Origin of the sequence: Sinorhizobium glycinis (assembly GCF_001651865.1) — a bacterium.
Taxonomy (GTDB): Bacteria; Pseudomonadota; Alphaproteobacteria; order Rhizobiales; family Rhizobiaceae; genus Sinorhizobium; species Sinorhizobium glycinis.
Genome location: NZ_LPUX01000053.1, coordinates 368150 through 385246, shown reverse-complemented (window position 1 = coordinate 385246; position 17097 = coordinate 368150). Strand labels below are relative to the sequence as shown.

15 protein-coding genes and 1 pseudogene are annotated in these 17097 nt (G+C 59.6%); 14 read left to right on the top strand and 2 right to left on the bottom strand.

The window, feature by feature from the left end; genetic code table 11:
* Positions 1–53: 53 nt before the first annotated feature.
* Entirely contained in the window at positions 54–722 is a 669-nt protein-coding gene (locus tag AU381_RS31020; RefSeq protein WP_014761032.1) for a FadR/GntR family transcriptional regulator, read from the bottom strand.
* 227 nt (positions 723–949) lie between these two features.
* On the opposite strand from AU381_RS31020, the gene AU381_RS06740 reads away from it, so the two are divergent.
* From AU381_RS06740 to AU381_RS06710, 7 genes are all read left to right on the top strand, one after another.
* Positions 950–2614 (top strand): ABC transporter ATP-binding protein, encoded by a 1665-nt coding sequence (locus AU381_RS06740; protein ID WP_064240986.1) that lies wholly within the window; start codon positions 950–952, stop codon positions 2612–2614.
* 36 nt (positions 2615–2650) lie between these two features.
* Positions 2651–4315 carry a peptide ABC transporter substrate-binding protein gene (locus AU381_RS06735; RefSeq protein WP_064240985.1) on the top strand — a complete coding sequence of 555 codons (1665 nt, stop codon included), beginning with the start codon at positions 2651–2653 and terminating at the stop codon, positions 4313–4315.
* 70 nt (positions 4316–4385) lie between these two features.
* Entirely contained in the window at positions 4386–5336 is a 951-nt protein-coding gene (locus AU381_RS06730) for an ABC transporter permease (protein ID WP_064240984.1), read from the top strand.
* Between the two features lie 34 nt (positions 5337–5370).
* Positions 5371–6249 carry an ABC transporter permease gene (locus AU381_RS06725; RefSeq protein ID WP_064240983.1) on the top strand — a complete coding sequence of 293 codons (879 nt, stop codon included), beginning with the start codon at positions 5371–5373 and terminating at the stop codon, positions 6247–6249.
* Positions 6250–6522: 273 nt separating this feature from the next.
* Positions 6523–7833 (top strand): NAD(P)/FAD-dependent oxidoreductase, encoded by a 1311-nt coding sequence (locus AU381_RS06720; protein WP_064240982.1) that lies wholly within the window; start codon positions 6523–6525, stop codon positions 7831–7833.
* Positions 7834–7919: 86 nt separating this feature from the next.
* Positions 7920–9254, top strand: a complete 1335-nt coding sequence (locus AU381_RS06715; protein WP_064240981.1) for an NAD(P)/FAD-dependent oxidoreductase — start codon at positions 7920–7922, stop codon at positions 9252–9254.
* A 113-nt stretch (positions 9255–9367) separates the two neighbouring features.
* Positions 9368–9844 (top strand): Lrp/AsnC family transcriptional regulator, encoded by a 477-nt coding sequence (locus AU381_RS06710; protein WP_064240980.1) that lies wholly within the window; start codon positions 9368–9370, stop codon positions 9842–9844.
* Between the two features lie 130 nt (positions 9845–9974).
* Here the strand turns inward: AU381_RS06710 and AU381_RS06705 are convergent, their stop codons facing one another.
* Positions 9975–10448, bottom strand: a complete 474-nt coding sequence (locus tag AU381_RS06705) for an Lrp/AsnC family transcriptional regulator (RefSeq protein ID WP_064240979.1) — start codon at positions 10446–10448, stop codon at positions 9975–9977.
* A 521-nt stretch (positions 10449–10969) separates the two neighbouring features.
* On the opposite strand from AU381_RS06705, the gene AU381_RS06700 reads away from it, so the two are divergent.
* The 7 genes and pseudogenes from AU381_RS06700 (at position 10970) to eutB (ending at position 17083) form a co-directional block, all read left to right on the top strand.
* Positions 10970–12370, top strand: a complete 1401-nt coding sequence (locus AU381_RS06700; RefSeq protein ID WP_064240978.1) for an aspartate aminotransferase family protein — start codon at positions 10970–10972, stop codon at positions 12368–12370.
* A 16-nt stretch (positions 12371–12386) separates the two neighbouring features.
* Positions 12387–13166: an amino acid ABC transporter ATP-binding protein gene (locus tag AU381_RS06695; RefSeq protein WP_064240977.1), complete on the top strand. Its 780-nt coding sequence runs from the start codon at positions 12387–12389 to the stop codon at positions 13164–13166.
* A 34-nt stretch (positions 13167–13200) separates the two neighbouring features.
* A complete protein-coding gene (locus AU381_RS06690) occupies positions 13201–14016 on the top strand; it encodes a transporter substrate-binding domain-containing protein (RefSeq protein ID WP_064240976.1) in 816 nt (271 codons plus the stop codon).
* 60 nt (positions 14017–14076) lie between these two features.
* The gene (locus tag AU381_RS06685) at positions 14077–14790 is read left to right on the top strand and encodes an ABC transporter permease subunit (protein ID WP_064240975.1); all 714 of its coding nucleotides are present in this window, start codon (positions 14077–14079) and stop codon (positions 14788–14790) included.
* Between the two features lies 1 nt (position 14791).
* Positions 14792–15473 (top strand): annotated as a pseudogene (locus AU381_RS06680) (ABC transporter permease).
* Positions 15474–15496: 23 nt separating this feature from the next.
* Positions 15497–15850 (top strand): cupin domain-containing protein, encoded by a 354-nt coding sequence (locus tag AU381_RS06675; RefSeq protein WP_064240974.1) that lies wholly within the window; start codon positions 15497–15499, stop codon positions 15848–15850.
* A gap of 267 nt (positions 15851–16117) precedes the next feature.
* Positions 16118–17083 (top strand): hydroxyectoine utilization dehydratase EutB, encoded by a 966-nt coding sequence (gene eutB / locus AU381_RS06670; protein ID WP_064240973.1) that lies wholly within the window; start codon positions 16118–16120, stop codon positions 17081–17083.
* The last annotated feature ends 14 nt before the right edge of the window (positions 17084–17097 follow it).

Below are 17097 nucleotides of genomic sequence, written 5' to 3'. Positions count from 1 at the left end.
GTCAGGCTTCGAAGCGCAACAACACGCTTCAATACCAGACCGCTATCAGGTGCTCAGGCATTCGGGCCAAGTATGTTTGCTCTGGCTTCGACAATGTGGTCGTACATGTTTCGCTCGGCCTCTCTGCTGTCGCGATCTTTGATGGCGTCAAGAGTGGCCTGATGCTTGGCGATATAGGCCTTCATGCGCTCAGGGGTTAGTGACTGCTCCTTCATTTTCCCCCAGAGGTTTCCTGCCCGTACTGTGTGAATACCTTCATAGAGCGAGGCGAGAAGGCCATTGCGGGCGGCTCCGACGATGATGCGGTGAAAGACAGCGTCCCATTTCTCGAATTCGACCAGGGTTTCCGCCGCGCTGCCCCGATCGATCGATTTCTGCATTTCGTCGATCTCCTGCCTGGTCGCCCGTAACGCCGCCAAGGCGGCGATCTTGGGTTCCATGATTAGCCGAGCCTCGAAGACTTCGGCCGGATAGGTGCGCAACGCGTCTCCCGTGCTGCCTGGCGGGCGACGGAGCGCCGTCGAGGTAACCCCGCTGCCAGCGATAAACGTCCCCCTGCCCACGTGCCTGATGAGCCTGCCCTCCTTCTCCAGAGAAGCAAGCATCCGCCGAAGTGCGGTGCGGGGCAGCCCGAGTTTCAGCGCCAGGTCGCGCTCAGGCGGTAACCGATCCCCGGGCTCCAGACCTTCAGCTTCGATGAAATCTTTCAAGACTACGCTCATGAGCCCTCGCTAATTATTTTCCGCAACCAAATTGATCTATATTGACACCAATTGCAAGACCAATCTTATATTGATTGAGGATCATACCCTGGATTGGTAGCGAATGGCGCTGAACCAGAGGGAATGTATGCTGCGTACTGCTTCAGAACGATTGTCGGATGGCAGCACGCATAGGGCCGGCGACTAAAATCGCAAGGTAACCGCTCCGTTGAAAGGGAGGAATCTCGATGGCCGATAGAACAGAGGCTGTTTCTGGAGACGACGCAGCGCTTTCGGTGCGTGGCCTGACAGTCGACTTGCCGAAAGGCATGGAACGGACCCATGCCGTCGAGAACATCTCGTTTGATCTCAAGCGTGGTCAGATCCTGTGCATTATCGGCGAGTCCGGCTCAGGCAAGTCGGTAACGGCCAACACAATCATGGGGCTCTTGCCGAAGCTGATCCCCGTCTCGTCCGGCGCTATTCATCTCGATGGTACGGCCATCATCGGCGCACCGGCGAAAAAACTGCGAGGACTGCGCGGCCGCGTCGTATCGATGATTTTCCAGGATCCGCTCTCGGCGCTGAACCCGCTGATGACGGTCGGCGAGCAGATTACCGAAGTCCTGACGGCGCATGGCGTCGGCACGAAGGCGTCGCGGCGCAAGCGCGCCATCGAGCTGCTGACGGAAGTCGGTCTGCCCGATCCGGAGCTCATGTACTACCAGTATCCGTTCCGGCTCTCGGGCGGGCAGCGTCAGCGCGTCATGATCGCCATGGCCCTGGCACTTGAACCCACGGTCCTGATCGCCGACGAACCGACCACGGCCCTCGACGTCACCACGCAGGCGCAGATCCTGAAACTGATCCGTGACATTCAGCGCCGCAAGGGCATGAGCGTGATGTTCATCACCCATGACTTCGGTGTCGTGGCTGAGATCGCCGACAGTGTCGTGGTGATGGAAAAAGGTCGCGTTGTCGAGCAGGGCAGCGCCGAGCAGGTTCTCAAATCCCCCACCCATCCCTACACCCAGCGCCTGATCGCCGCCGTCCCGCACCTTACGGGCAAGAATCGGGCTGTTCAGGAGAAGGCGAGCAACGAGACGATCCTGAAGGTCGAAGGATTGTCCAAGACTTATCGCAGCGGCAGTGCCCTGTTCGGCAGCCAACGCATTGTGTCTGCGGTGAAGGACGTCTCATTCGATCTGGCTGCGGGACGCACCCTAGGCGTTGTCGGCGAAAGCGGTTCCGGCAAATCATCGCTGGGAAGGCTTTTGATCAAGCTGCAGGACAGTGATGGCGGTCGGATTCTCTTCGAAGGCCGAGACATCGCAAAGCTTTCGGAATCGCAGTTCCGTCCGCTGCGGCCGCGGATTCAAATGATCTTCCAGGATCCCTTCGCGTCGCTCAACCCGCGTTCGACCATTGGACAAATTCTTACCGTCGGTCCCGTCGCGCACGGCATGCCTTATGCCCAGGCGCGTGAGGAGGCGCGAGCGTTGCTGGCCCATGTCGGTCTCGATGCCGGCGCCTTCGGCCGCTATCCGCACGAGTTTTCCGGGGGGCAACGCCAGCGTATCGGCATCGCCCGGGCTTTGATGTTCAAGCCCAAGCTGCTGATTGCCGACGAGGCGGTCTCTGCGCTCGACGTGTCCATCCAGGCGCAGATCCTCAAGCTGCTCGACCAGATCCAGCGGGAAACCGGCGTTTCAATGATCTTCATCACCCATGATCTGCGCGTCGCCAGCCAGATCTGCGACGAAATCGCAGTGATGCAGAAAGGGCGGATCGTCGAGCACGGCCCGCCGTCCCAAATCTTTCTGAACCCGCAATCGGCCTACACGCGCGAGCTGGTTGCTGCAATTCCCGGGGAGCGACCGAGGGACACTCGACCGATTGCCGTTAATTCTTGAGAGCTGCCGACGAAATACAACTAGGGAGGAAATATCATGACGAAAGATTCTACAACGAAATCGGGCTATTCACGGCGCGACGCGCTACGCTTAATGGCAGCGGGCGGCATTGCGTGCTTTGCCGCTCCCAACCTGCTCGGCAAGCCTGCCTTTGCCGATACTGCTAACCCAACCGGCCGCGTCGTCGTCGGGCTTTCGCAGGAACCCACCGTCTTCCATCCGCTGATGGCCCATATCGAGGTAGACGATGCGGTCCATTTTTCCCTATTCGACGCCCTCTTCCGCATCGATCCGAAGGGTGTTCTTCAGCCCAATCTTGCCGCCGAAGTGCCAACACAGCAGAACGGCGGCATTTCGGAGGACGGTCTGAAGTGGCGCGTCCGCCTGCGTGATGACGTTCGCTGGCACGATGGCGAGCCCTTTACCGCCGAGGATGTGAAGTTCACTCTCGAGCTCATCACCAACCCGAACTTCCGCGCCTGGCGCACGGGCGGGCATTCACTGGTACGAGATATCACGGTGGTTTCCCCGACTGAGCTTACCTGGCGGATGGAGGAGGCTTTCGCCCCTTATCTGTCGTTCCTCACCGAAACCTTTATGGTGCCCAAGCACATTCTTGAGAAAGAGGCCGATCCCAACGCTGCCGCCTTCAATCAGGCACCTGTCGGCACCGGTGCATTCAAATGGGCGCAGCGCGTCGCGGGCGATCATCTCGAGCTGGTCGCGAACCCTCAATATTTTGGGGACGGTCCCTATATCGAGCGGCTCGTCTTCAAGTACATCCCTGACATGACCGTGCTCTACACCCAGTTCAAGAGCGGCGACATCGACCTTACAGACCAGGCATACATCACCGCCGACCACTACGAGGAAGCCAAGACATTGCCGGGCCGTGTGGTGACGCTGGTATCTGGGGCATCAGTCGAGTCGATCTATCTCAATCTCGAGAAGCCGCAATTCAAGGACCCGGCTGTCCGCAAGGCGCTCTATGCCGCGATGGACAGAAAAGCAATTATCGACGCGATCTATTACGGCGTCGGCACGCTCACCGAGACGTTCATGCCACGGACGTCCTACTATTACAATCCGAACCTGCCGGCGCAGGAGTTCAACCTTGACCGGGCGCGACAGATCCTCGACGAGGCGGGCTGGGTTCCGGGGCCGGATGGAATACGTGCCAAGGACGGGGTGCGGCTGTCGTTCGCCAATTCGACGACGTCGGGCAACAATCTGCGCGAACAAGTGCAGCAGTTCCTGCAGCAGACATTCGCGGAGATCGGCGTCGAGATGACGATATCCAATCTGCCGGCGGCCGTCATGTTTGGTGAGTTCTGGCTCAAGTCGCAATTCGACTCGGCGATCGCGGGTGTTACCCATCTCATTGCGGCGGATCCGGACGCCACTAACCGCCTCGCTACCAGCGCAATTGCTGCCAAGGGCGGAAAAGGCTCGAATGTCGGCCAGTATTCCAATCCGGAGGTTGACGCGCTGCTCAAGAAAGGTGCCCAAACCTTCGATCCGGAGGCGCGTCGCGAGATCTACTCCCGTATTCAGGAAATCGTTCGTGAGGACCTGCCGTTCCTGCCGTTGTTTGCCGCTACCTATGTAGTTGGTCGCAAGGAAGGTCTCGAAGGGTGGGAGCCCAATTCCAACACCCGCACCGCCTCCTGGCATGCCGCCGGATGGCGCTGGCAAAGCTGACATACGCTGCCGCCGTCGCGAGTTGCGGCGGCGGCCTATCCATTGATGCTGTCATGAAGGAGGAGAGCCAATGCGCGGCTTCCTGCTCAATCGCCTTTCACAAAGCCTCGTCCTGCTCCTGATTGTTTCGGTCATCGGGTTCGTCGTCCTGAATCTCATTCCGGGCGGCCCGTTGGCGCAATTCGGGCTTGATCCCAGCATGACACAGGATGATCTCAATCGTCTGAAGGAGCAGCTGGGGCTCAACCGCCCGCTGTGGATGCAATATCTCGACTGGGCTTGGCGCCTCGTACAGGGCGACTGGGGTCACTCCTTCCGCGACGGCGCGCCGGTCTTGGATGTGATTGGCCGCCACCTTGTTGCAACGCTGTTGTTGATGGGTTCATCCACCGTCATCGCGATCGCCGTCGGCACGTGGATCGGCATTCGCGGCGCCACGCACCGCTATTCTGTCTTCGACTATCTGGCGACGGTCGGCGCGATGGTGGCGTTGTCGATCCCGACTTTCTGGTTCGGGCTTGTCGGCATCTATGTGTTTTCGCTCCGACTGGGCTGGTTGCCGGCCGGCAACATGTACACGATCGGCGACGGTTCGGTTCTGAACCATATCCATCACCTGATCATGCCGAGCATCGTGCTGGCGCTGGTCCATGTCGCCATCTGGAGCCGCTACATGCGCACGGCGACGCTCGACGTCATCAGCCAGGAATTCGTCAAGACCGCCCGCGCCAAGGGGCTGAGCGAGCGCCGCATCCTGATGAAGCACGTCGTCGGCAATGCGCTGCTGCCAATGATCACGCTGGCGGGAATGCAGCTTCCCAGCGTCCTCACGGGTGCTCTGGTCACCGAGACGGTGTTTACCTGGCCGGGCATGGGCCGACTGTTCCTCGACAGTCTCGGCTACAGCGACTACCCGGTGGTGATGGGGCTGCTCATGTTCTCGGCAATTCTCGTCGTGCTTTGCAACCTGATCGCCGACATCGTCGTCGCCATCATCGATCCCCGTATCCGTCTGAGCTAATCGCCTCATGGACGCTCAACAGGAGGCCACCATTATGACCGCCATTGTCGCAAATTCACGCCAGGAGCGTTGGTGGAACAGCCGAACGGCACACCGCTTCATGAACCACCATCTGGCTCTGCTCGGGATGGTGATGATCGCCATCCTGACGCTGGCGTGCGTCTTGGGCCCCTACGTGCTGCCGTATGATTCACTCTACATCGATCTGCGCGCCCGCTTTGCTCCGCCCTTCACGGGCCACCATTACATGGGCACCGATCCGCTGGGACGGGACTTGGCGGCGCGGCTCTTCATGGCGGGGCGGGTTTCCCTGCTGGTCGGCTTCTCCGCGATGCTGTTGTCGACGCTGATCGGCACCCTTGTCGGCGTGCTTGCGGGCTACCGGGGCGGCTGGATCGGCACGACGCTGATGCGCACGGTGGATGGATTCCTGTCCTTTCCGTCGATCTTCCTGGTGCTGGCGCTTGCCGCGGCGCTGAAGCCAAGCCCGATGATGATTACCGTTGTCATCGCTGCCACGAGCTGGATGGAGGTTGCACGGATCGTCGAGGCCGAGGTCCGCTCCCTTCGCGAGCGGGAATTCGTCCAGGCCGGTCGCATGCTGGGCTTAAGCGGAACCCATATCATGTTCCGCGAGATCCTTCCCAACGCCGTCGGCCCAATCATTGTCGCGGCCACGCTCACCGTCGCCCGCGCCATCCTCATGGAGGCCTATATCAGCTTCCTCGGCTATGGAATTCAGCCGCCGCTGCCCAGTTGGGGCAATATGCTGAACGGTGCGCAGCAGTATCTGGGTACCGCACCTTGGCTGGCGATCATCCCCGGAGCCGCCATTACCATCGCGGTCACCAGCTTCAACTTCATCGGCGATGGGCTCCGGGATGCGCTCGATGTTCGCGGTGATCACAGCTGAGGGAAATGACGTCCGGCCGGTCGCGGCAGCTTTATTGCATGTCGCTCCAAAACTTTACAGCGGTTTGGGACAACGACATGCATAAACCAAAGAGCTAAAGCGCGTCGCATGAACACGTTAATCGCGGCGCGCTTCAGGAAAATGCAGCTCGTGGATGGGTTCGACAGAGGGCGATCCGTAGCTGCTGGACTATGTCACCCGCTCGAACGTCGCCGCTCATTTCTGTCGATAGTCCCAAAAAAGCTTCGCCAAACGCAACGAGAAGTCAGTCCCATGGAAGACTCCAGAGTAGCAGACAAGAACACGCCCTACTGGTGGGAAGAGGCACCCGTCAAACCGCTGCCGCGGCGGCCGCTGGCCAAGAAGCTCGACGTGGCGATCATAGGGGCGGGATACACCGGGCTGTCCGCGGGTCTTGTTCTGGCGCGCGAGGGCCGTTCGGTCGCGGCCTTCGATGCGATGAACCCAGGCGAGGGGGCCTCGACGCGCAACGGCGGAATTACGAGCGGAAGCATTCGGCCCGATTACGCCACGATCACGCGGCGCTTCGGCGAAGAGAAGGCCATTGCAATCGAGGCCGAGGGCAAGATCGCCCGCGAGTTCCTTTATGACTTCATCAGGACCGAAGGGCTCGACTGTGACTTCCAGCTGGTTGGCCAGTTCAAGGGCGTGATCGGATATGACGATTACGAGAAGACGGCCCGCAGCGCCGAAGTGCTGACGAAGAGACTGGGGATCGAGGCCTATGCGGTGCCGTACGCCGAACAGCGCAACTTCATCGGCACGGACTTCTATCGCGGCGGCATGGCGCGGATGGATATTGGCGGGCTGCACCCGGCCAAGTTCCACGCGGAGCTCCTGCGGGTGGCGCTAGCATCGGGACTGACCGTCCATGCCGGTACGCGCGTGACTGCGGTAAAACGCGATGGCTCCGAGTTCCGTGTCGTGACTGAATCCGGCACCGTGCAGGCCCGCCAGGTTCTGGTCTGCACGAACGGCTATACCGATGGCGCGGTTCCCTTCTTGCGCCGCCGGCTGGTTCCGGTTCGCAGCCGGATCATTGTCACCGAGGAGCTCGCGCCGGAGGTGATGGACCGGCTGATGCCGAAGCGGATGATGATGATCGAGGGCCGGCAGCTTGGCTTCTATTACCGCCCGACGCCCGACGGCAAACGCATTTTGTTGGGGGGGCGCGACAGTTCTCGTTTCGGGGATCCCGCCGCGCCGAAGCTGTTTCTGCGGCGGGGCCTGGTAAACCTGTTCCCGGAGCTGGAGAACGTTCGCCTGTCGCACACCTGGTTTGGCAATGTGGCGATGCACCGCGACATGCTGCCCCGCATCTTCGAGAAGGACGGCGTGGTCTATGCCACCGGTTTCTGCGGTTCGGGCGTGGTCTGGGCGCCATGGATCGGAACGCGCGCGGCTCACAAGCTGCTGGGACATGGCGAGCAAGCGCGCACGGCGTTCGACTTCCGGCCGCCTGCGTTCATCCCCCTTTACCGTGGCAATCCCTGGTTCATGCCGGCGATCATTGAGGGCTATCGAATGCAGGACCGCATCGCCCTGTACCGCGCTCGCCGATAGAGCTTAACCATTGAGGATTCTAGCCCTCCTTCCGGGGGGCGCTATTCGAGAAACTCATGCCCAATTCCAGAGGAATACAAAAGATCATGCCGGTCGAGATTCAGAAGGTCCGTGATAGCGCCTCTTTTCCAACCCAGGTGGATGTCGTCGTCATCGGGGCAGGGATCGTCGGTACATGCACGGCCTATGAACTCTCCCGCCAAGGGGTCTCCGTTGCTCTGCTCGAAAAGGGCATCGTCGGCGGCGAGCAGTCAAGCCGCAACTGGGGGTGGGTCCGTCAGCAGAACCGCGATCTCCATGAGCTTGCCCTTGCCATGTACAGTCTGCGGCGCTGGGAGGAGTTGGGCCCCGAGATCGGCCGCGATCTCGGTTTTCGCCGGACCGGAATACTCTACTGCACCAAGAGCGAGGCGGATGTCGCCCGTTGGGAAAAGTGGGGCCAGGCAGCACGCGTCCAGGGATTTCACAGCGAGATACTCACTGCTTCCAAGGCGAACGAGCGGGCTTCGGGCGGTACTTCCTCCTGGATCGGCGGCGTCTGGTCTCCGACCGATGGGAGAGCGGAACCGAGCCTTGCCGTGCCTGCCGTCGCCGAGGCTGCCAAGGAAAGGGGCGTGTCGCTCCATCAGAACTGCGCCGTTCGAGGCCTCGACATTACCAATGGCCGGGTAACAGGGGTGTGGACGGAGCGGGGAAATGTGAAAGCGAGCACCGTTGTTTGCGCCGGCGGGGCATGGGCTTCCCGCTTTTCTCATCGCTATGGCATCGAACTTCCAGTCGCCAACATCGCCGGGACGGCGATCAAGACAACCCCGGCGCCCGAAATCGTTCGGGCAGGATGCCTATCGGCTTCGAACTTCGTGTTGCGGCGTCGGACCGACGGCTCCTACACCATTGCCGTACCCGGGCGCGGTACGCTCGACATCACGCCGCGAGGAATGCGATACGCTTTCAAGTTCTACGAGATGTATCGCAGCAAGATCGGCAAAAAGCTCAAATACCGCCTCAACAGCAGCTTCTGGAATGGTCCCGATGCCTTCGGCAGCTGGGAGAACGACGAGATCTCCCCGTTTGAAAAGAGCCGCATTCTGGATCCGGCGCCCGACGTGGAACTCGTCAAGCTCGCAGTGAAGAACCTTGAAAGCGAATACCCTGCGCTTAAAGGGATCGGGGTCGAGCGCGCCTGGGGCGGGCTCATCGATACCTCTCCGGACCTCGTGCCGGTTATCTCGAGAGTGGAGGAACTCCCCGGCTACGTCATCGCCGCGGGTTTTAGCGGACACGGTTTCGCGATCGGACCGGGGGCTGGCCGGCTGGTGAGCGAGATCGTCATGAATGAAGAGCCACTGACCGACATTTTGCCATACAGGCTGAGCCGGTTCAGCGATGGCTCGGCGATCCGCAGACCGGAAATGATGTAGCCGTTAGATCGGCTGCCGTTTGGAACCCAAGCGATTATTGTCACCGAGCCTCGTCCACTGACGAGACTCCCACCGCTCATGCAAAGGTCGTGGCAACAACCGGGTGGGCGCACATGAAACTGGATAGAATTGACATCAAGATCCTCTCTGAGCTCCAGAAGAACGGACGTATGACTTATGTCGAACTCGCTGAGCTAGTTAACCTATCCGCAACTCCTTGTCTCGTGCGAGTGAAGAAGCTGCAGGCAGAAGGCTATATCGGCGGCTATTCTGCGATGATCAATATTGGAAAGCTTGGCCCGGTTCTGACTGTCTTTACAGAGATAACCCTGAGGAACCATCGCCAGGCCGACATCGCCCGCTTCATGTCGGCCATCCAAAATATAGACCAAATTATCGAATGCCACGTCGTCTCGGGCGATTATGACTATCTCGTCAAGTTCGTGGCGAGCAGCATAGGGGAATACCAGTCGCTGATGGAGCGGTTGGTAGAAATGGACATCGGAATCGAGAAATACTTCAGTTTCGTCGTGCTCAAATCGCCAATCACGAAGTACCATATGCCCCTGACGAATCTGTTCGGCATTTAGTGAGCCTTGGGTCGACCGGACAACTCCCTTGAGAGAGTGGTTTATCAAGCATTTGTCGATAACGCCTCGTAAGGCGCAACAGCCGCAGTACCAAGCCAGCAGACCTGCTTACGCTGATTGAAACTGAAACTCAGAAGGCACTGAGGTCGATTGGCAATGCAAAGCCGACCTTCACTCTGTCCATTATCACCATTGTCTTGAATCCCTTGATATCCGGGTTCTCATAGAAGAACTTTCGCGTAAACACCTCATAGTCCTCCATGCTTTGGGCTGTCACGATCAAGACAAAGTCCGACTCGCCGGTGATGTAATAGCCGTTCATCACCTCAGGTGTTTGGCGGATAGATTGCTTGAACCGGTCCACTATGTCGGCGCGTTCCCGCTCCAAGGACACAAGCACCAGCATGGCGATCGGCCGGCCGATCATCTTCGGCTTCACAATCGAGACATCCGCCTCGATGACCCCATGCTCTCTCAGGCGCCTTACACGTCTTTGCACGGCCGTCGGCGACAGCCCCACCAGTTCACCAAGCACCTCATAGTTGTGCCGATTGTTTGTCTGCAAAACACTCAGTAGGCGAGCGTCTAGCCTGTCGAGTTCCACCCCACACTCCTATGCAGTTTATCTTCGCCTGAGCGCCGCAAAAGCAGGATTCCTGCGTGCGGGGCCCTCAGTCCGTTAAAATCGATCGCTCGGATGCACATAAGCTCTCGCTCATTGGACACGCCAATCCGAGAGAAAATATGCTGAATAATGGGCCATCGGCGCTGGATGCACTGAAAACAAGGAGCGATCTGACGCTTCTCCGCACCAGGGCTTTTGTCGCGGGTGGATGGCATGGGGCGGCCGCCACCGCGGTCGTCGATCCTGCAGGCGACGGAAAATCGCCGATGTCGACGACTGCGACCTTCCCCTCGATAGCGACGCGATCGAGGGCGGCCGGGCACCCGGTGTCTCTGGACAGCAACAATAGACCCGCAATGCGCCTCTTTTCGGCGATGTCAGATTCACCGCGGCGACGGCGTGCACCGATCCCCGTTGGCTTTTGAAGCAATCGGGTCCCCGGAGGCATTCATCGAACTTGAATATGTGTGTTGGCGGTCGCGCCGCCTGAGGAACTTGCAATGAAAACTGTTGTCGAAATAAGCGAAATGGATCGGCGATCTGTCCTACATCCATTCACATATCTGCAGGACTATGCCGAAGGTGCGATCGCGCCGACCATTGTGGAAACTGGCAAGGGTGTTCGCATCAAGGATGCGAGTGGGCGCGAATATATCGATGGTTTTGCCGGTCTTTACTGCGTAAACGTCGGTTATGGCCGAACGGAGGTGGCCGAAGCCATCGCTCGTCAGGCCTACAAGCTGGCCTATTATCACTCCTACGCCGCCCATACCACGGAAGAACTCGCCCGGCTTTCTGATCGGCTTGTGAAAATGGCGCCCGGGCGCATGTCCAAGGTCTTCTTTGGCCTTTCCGGGTCGGACGCCAACGAGACGCAAGCCAAGATCGTTTGGTATTACAACAATCTTCGCGGCAAGCCCGCGAAGAAGAAGATCATTGCGCGCGAACGCGGCTATCACGGATGCTCCGTCGTGTCGGGCTCGATGACCGGGCTCAGCTTCTACCACGACCACATGGACCTGCCCGTAGCCGGCATACTGCGCACCGGCGTGCCTCATCATTATCGCGGCGCATTACCGGGCGAGACGGAAGAGGCGTTTTCTGAACGTCGCGCGCGTGAGCTCGAAGCACTTATCCTGGCCGAAGGCCCGGAAACGGTGGCTGCATTCATCGCTGAACCGGTGCTCGGCACCGGCGGTATTATCCCGCCGCCGTCAGGCTACTGGTCAAGAATCCAGGCGGTGCTGAAGAAGTACGACGTCCTGTTGATTGCTGACGAGGTGATCTGCGGTTTTGGCCGCACGGGAGCAATGTTCGGCTCCGATTTGTACGGCATGGTGCCGGACCTCGTCACGGTCGCGAAGGGGTTGACATCGGCATACGTGCCGCTTTCGGCCGCGATCGTATCCGAACAGGTTTACGACGTCATGCAGGAGGCGACGCCTCAAGTGGGCGCCTTCTCGCACGGCTACACCTATTCCGGCCACCCGATCGGCGCAGCAGCCGCAAACGCGGTCCTTGACATCGTGGAGCGCGACGACCTCCCCGGGCAGGCGGCAAAGAAGGGAGACTATCTCCTGGGCCGGCTCAAGGCCGAATTGGAACAGAACCCAATCGTTGGCGAAGTGCGCGGCGTGGGCATGATGGCGGCGGTCGAATTTGTCCCGGACCGCGGCGTGAAAGTGCCATTCAGTCCCGCGTTGAAGGTCGGCGCGCGTATTTCTCAGGCCGCGCGCAACCGGAACCTCATCGCTCGCGCCATGCCCCATGGCGACATCCTGGGGTTCGCACCACCGCTTACCATGAGCGAAGCGGAGATCGACGAGATGGTCTTCATCGCAAAGGCTGCAGTGGATGAAGTCCTGCGCGAACTTTACGCGCAGGGTGCGGTGAAAGGCTGAGGATACGGCATTGGTCATGAAGGCAAACGTGCTGAAAGTCCGTGAACTCTGCAAATCCTTTGGACCGACGAAGGTATTGAACGGCGTCAGCTTTCGAATGACCGAGGGCGAGGTCATTTCGCTGGTTGGATCGTCCGGTTCGGGCAAGAGCACGGCGCTACGCTGCGTGAATTTCCTTGAGACGCCGACCTCCGGTGAAATCGAGGTCATGGGTGACGCCGTTTCGGCAGCCGTGAACCATCATGGCAAGACCGAGATCCACAGTGCTCACCACATCAGGAACTTCCGGCGTCGCATCGGCATGGTGTTCCAGAACTTCAATCTGTGGCCGCACCAGACCGCGCTTGGCAATGTGACCCTGGCGTTGCTCCACGTGCTCGGAAAGAACAAGCGCGACGCGAAGGAGATCGCGCTCTCGGCACTTGCGAAGGTCGGCATGGCCGATTTTCGCGACCGCTATCCCCATCAACTCTCCGGCGGCCAGCAACAGCGTGTCGCGATCGCCCGCGTGCTCGCGATGAGCCCGAAGATCATGCTTTTCGACGAACCCACCTCCGCGCTTGATCCGGAGCTTGTCGGGGAGGTTCTGAGGGTCATCAGAGGGCTTGCCGACGAGGGAGCCACCATCCTTCTCGTCACCCACGAAATGCGGTTCGCGCGAGACGTCTCGAACCGAATGATCTTCCTGCACAAAGGTGAAATTGAGCAGGACGGTACGCCGGAAGAATTGCTTCGCAATCCAGCGTCTGACGCTGTGGCGCGATTCCTTTCCAGCGTGATGCCACTGGCCGCCTGACGGCCGCTTTCAAACGAAAAGAGGGGTAACTCCAATGTCGACAATCACGAAGCTTCGCTCAGTTCTCGCATCCGGTCTCTTCCTGGCCTCAGCCGCGGCATCGCAAGCCGAAGAAGGCGTACTGCGGATCGGCACTGAAGGAGACGCACCGCTGTTCAGCATGGCCGACGCTGACGGCAACGTTACCGGCTTCGATGCCGACATAGCGAACGGCATCTGCGCTGAGCTCAAGTTGAAGTGCAAGTTCGTTGTCCAATCCTTCAGCACGCTCGTGCCTTCCATGGATAGCGACCGGTTTGACGTCATCATCTCCGGTTTGGGCATCACGGCGGAACGCCAGAAGAAAATCGACTACTCCATTCCGTATGCCACCACGCCCCTCTATTTCGTGGTGGCGAAGGACTCTCCGATCGCCGGCCTCAAGAGCCTGGATGAGATCGTAAAGGCGCTCGACGGCAAGAGCCTCGGCGTGGTCACCGGAACCACATACGCCAGGTTCATCCAAAAACATGTTCCCGGCGCAGATCTGAAAACCTACGACGCAACGACGCAGCAGACGGCTGACCTCGCCGCAGGCCGCCTTGATGCCGCCTTCGGCGACAACCCGACCTGGGCGGATTTCCTCGCCACTCCGGACGGGGCGGGGTTCACCCGAGTGAACGTCAAGATCATGGCGATGGACGATCCAGCGTCGCTCGGTCACGGCATGGGCGTCGGCATGCGCAAGGGCAATGCCGAGCTCAAGGCAAAACTGGATGCGGCGCTCTGCAAAATGGTCACCGAAGGCAAGGTGAAGAATGCCAGCCTTCATTGGTTCAAGGACGATTACACCATTCCCTGCACGAAGTGAGGCTGAGATCCACACGTCGTCGCGGCCGAAGTCGCGACGACGTAACGGGAGATATGTCCGATGTCTTTAGACCTATGGGTTCTACTGGTTGAGCGGGGGTGGGGATTTGCCCTTCTTCGCGGCGCGACGGTGACACTGGCGGTCGGCCTGCTCGGCATGCTCGCCGGGATCATCGTGGCGGTGCCGCTGGCCCTTTTGCGGTGGCGACGCCTTCCCATAATCTCGCAAGCGGTGGACGGCTACAGCATTCTTGTGCGCGGCGTTCCCGGACTGCTCGTCATCTACCTCTTGTTCTTCGGCTCGATCGAGTGGGTTCAGCGGCTGGCAACCGCGTTCGGATACCAAAATAGCGCCGACGACGCTTATCCCTTCGTCATCGGCGTTGTCGCGATCGCGGCAATATCATGTGCCTATTCGATCGAAGTGTTCCGCGGCGCGCTCGACGCCGTGCCGGTGGGCTTGCTGGAAGCGGCAAAATCCCTTGCCCTGCCGACCCACGTCACCTTCTTCCGCGTCACTCTGCCTATCGCTCTGCGACTGGCCCTCGGCGGCCTCAACAATGTTTGGCAGATGACCATCAAGGACACCTCGCTGGTGTCGGTCGTGGGTATGCAGGAATTGATGCGCTCCGCGGCGATCGCCGCCGGCATCACTCGCTCTCCGCTTTTGTTCTACTGCGCCGCTGCAGGGATGTTTTTTGCGCTGACGGCAGTCAGCCAGACGCTCTTCAGTCATACGGAGCGGTTCTTCAACCGTGGCTTCAGTCGGGGATAAGATGGAACTAGACCTTGTCACATATGCGGTTCCGTTCCTTCTGGTGGGCGCCAAGATAACCCTGCTGATCAGCGTCTTCGGCGTCGCTCTGGGATTGCCGTTCGGCATTGCATTGGCTGTCATCCGCACATCCAGGAACCGGATATTGAGCAGGAGCGCGGATATCTACTGCGCCATCTTCCGCGGCACGCCCATGCTGGTGCAGGTCTTCGTGATCTATTACGGACTAGGCCAGCTAGGTGCCGTTCGCAGCAACCCGGTGATCTGGTGGATTGTCGGCGACAGCCTGCATGCGGCGACCCTGGCCAGTCGTGCTCAACACCGGTGCCTATACGGCGGAAATCTTCCGGACCGCACTCCTTTCCCTTCCGCGGGGTCTAATCGAGGCTTCGCAAGCCTGCGGCCTTTCGGTGTGGTCCACTTTTCGCCACGTCAAGTTTCCGCTGGCGGTTAGGCAAGCCTTGCCTGCCTATAGCAGCGAAGTTGCGATCATCGTCAAGGAATCGAGCCTTGCATCGACGATCACGGTCCTCGAGATCACAGGCTATGCCAAACGGTTGATGAGCGAAACCTTCGCCATCATGGACATCTTCATCATCACATCGGCGTTCTACCTGATGATGAACGTGATCAGCTTAACTTCTCTAAAGCTGATCGAGAGAAAACTGTCTTTCGGAAAATAAACGTCACAGTAGAAAGGTGACCTATGTCAAAACTAACCTTCGTCGACCAGAACAATCTCCCGACGCCGCGCAAGGGCGCCCCGCCTCCCGAGCGGCTGGTCGACGGACAGCCGCAGTTTCTTAGCTGGGACATTGCCGCGACCGCAGACGGAAAGATGCGGACGGGCGTATGGGAGGCAACTCCAGGCGCCTACCGTTCGATCAAGGGCGAGACCTTTGAATTCTGCGTCATCCTTTCCGGAGTCTCCGAACTCACCGAGGATGGAGGCGAACCCCGCAGGATCAGCGCTGGTGACGCTTTTGTGATGCATCCCGGCTTCGTCGGCACATGGCGGGTTATCGAGACCACACGCAAACTTTGGGTCGCGCGCGACTGAGCGCGCCGGCATCCGTCGCAAATCCGTGAAGTGCGCGCGACCGCCATCTTTGTGAAAGGCGGCGCGCGCAACGACCTGAGCCTTGTTGCTAGAGCAGGCTTCCGATTGACGTCCCACTGGCTGTTCGACGCTGCCACCAACCCCGGTGCGGTAGGATGAACTGGGCCGCCGCGCCGAGTTGCTGCATGAGCACCTCCGATGAGGGAGCCCGGTACGCGACCACTTGGCCGATCATGACCGGTTTTGAAGCAGGTGAAATATAACGCAATGATTAGCCAACACCTCATCGAGCAGGCACGTGGGCGGATCGCCAATCACGTTGTCCGCACTCCTCTAGCGATATCGACATCGCTTTCCGAACGCATCGGAGCGCAGGTCAGCTTGAAGCTCGAGCATCGCCAATTGACCGGTAGCTTTAAGCTCCGGGGTGCAACCAATGCAGTTCTTCAACTCAGCCAATCGGAGCGCGATCGCGGCGTCATCGCAGCCTCAACCGGCAATCACGGAAGGGCACTGTCCTATGCTGCCCGGGTAGTCGGTTCTAGCGCGACCATTTGCATGTCGCGTCTGGTGCCGGAGAACAAGGTCTCGGAAATCCGACGGCTGGGCGCAACAGTACGGACAGTCGGCTCTTCGCAGGACGACGCACAAGCAGAAGTCGAGCGGCTGGTTGCAGAAGATGGGCTCAGCATGATCCCGCCTTTTGATCATCCCCACGTTATCGCCGGCCAGGGAACGGTCGGGCTTGAAATCGTCGAGGAGATGCCCGAGGTCGCGACTGTTCTCGTTCCACTTTCTGGAGGTGGGTTGGCCGCAGGCGTCGCGGCAGCCGTAAAGGCCAAGCGACCCCAGGCCACGGTCATCGGCGTCACCATGGATCGGGGGGCAGCCATGAAGGCTAGCATCGACGCGGGCCAGCCGGTGCAAGTGAAGGAGTATCGCAGCCTGGCCGACTCGCTCGGCGGTGGAATCGGGTTGGGCAACGCTTTGACTTTCCCGATGTGCAAAGCGCTTCTCGACGATATCGTTCTTGTCAATGAACGCGAGATAGCTGCCGGTGTGCGGCACGCTTACGAAAAAGAGCGGGAGGTCGTCGAAGGCGCTGGCGCAGTTGGTATCGCAGCGCTGCTTTCCGCTAAGCTGGCTCATCTTAAAGGTCCGGTAGCAGTCATACTGTCGGGTCAGAATATCGACATGACATTGCATCGAAAAGTCATCAACGGACTTATATAGAAACTGAGGTGGAC

Excerpts from the sequence above, each read along its gene's own strand:
- AU381_RS31020 (WP_014761032.1), bottom strand. The coding sequence starts at position 722 with ATGAGCGTAGTCTTGAAAGATTTCATCGAAGCTGAAGGTCTGGAGCCC.
- AU381_RS06740 (WP_064240986.1), top strand. The coding sequence starts at position 950 with ATGGCCGATAGAACAGAGGCTGTTTCTGGAGACGACGCAGCGCTTTCG.
- AU381_RS06735 (WP_064240985.1), top strand. The coding sequence starts at position 2,651 with ATGACGAAAGATTCTACAACGAAATCGGGCTATTCACGGCGCGACGCG.
- AU381_RS06730 (WP_064240984.1), top strand. The coding sequence starts at position 4,386 with ATGCGCGGCTTCCTGCTCAATCGCCTTTCACAAAGCCTCGTCCTGCTC.
- AU381_RS06725 (WP_064240983.1), top strand. The coding sequence starts at position 5,371 with ATGACCGCCATTGTCGCAAATTCACGCCAGGAGCGTTGGTGGAACAGC.
- AU381_RS06720 (WP_064240982.1), top strand. The coding sequence starts at position 6,523 with ATGGAAGACTCCAGAGTAGCAGACAAGAACACGCCCTACTGGTGGGAA.
- AU381_RS06715 (WP_064240981.1), top strand. The coding sequence starts at position 7,920 with ATGCCGGTCGAGATTCAGAAGGTCCGTGATAGCGCCTCTTTTCCAACC.
- AU381_RS06710 (WP_064240980.1), top strand. The coding sequence starts at position 9,368 with ATGAAACTGGATAGAATTGACATCAAGATCCTCTCTGAGCTCCAGAAG.
- AU381_RS06700 (WP_064240978.1), top strand. The coding sequence starts at position 10,970 with ATGAAAACTGTTGTCGAAATAAGCGAAATGGATCGGCGATCTGTCCTA.
- AU381_RS06695 (WP_064240977.1), top strand. The coding sequence starts at position 12,387 with ATGAAGGCAAACGTGCTGAAAGTCCGTGAACTCTGCAAATCCTTTGGA.
- AU381_RS06690 (WP_064240976.1), top strand. The coding sequence starts at position 13,201 with ATGTCGACAATCACGAAGCTTCGCTCAGTTCTCGCATCCGGTCTCTTC.
- AU381_RS06685 (WP_064240975.1), top strand. The coding sequence starts at position 14,077 with ATGTCTTTAGACCTATGGGTTCTACTGGTTGAGCGGGGGTGGGGATTT.
- AU381_RS06675 (WP_064240974.1), top strand. The coding sequence starts at position 15,497 with ATGTCAAAACTAACCTTCGTCGACCAGAACAATCTCCCGACGCCGCGC.
- eutB (WP_064240973.1), top strand. The coding sequence starts at position 16,118 with ATGATTAGCCAACACCTCATCGAGCAGGCACGTGGGCGGATCGCCAAT.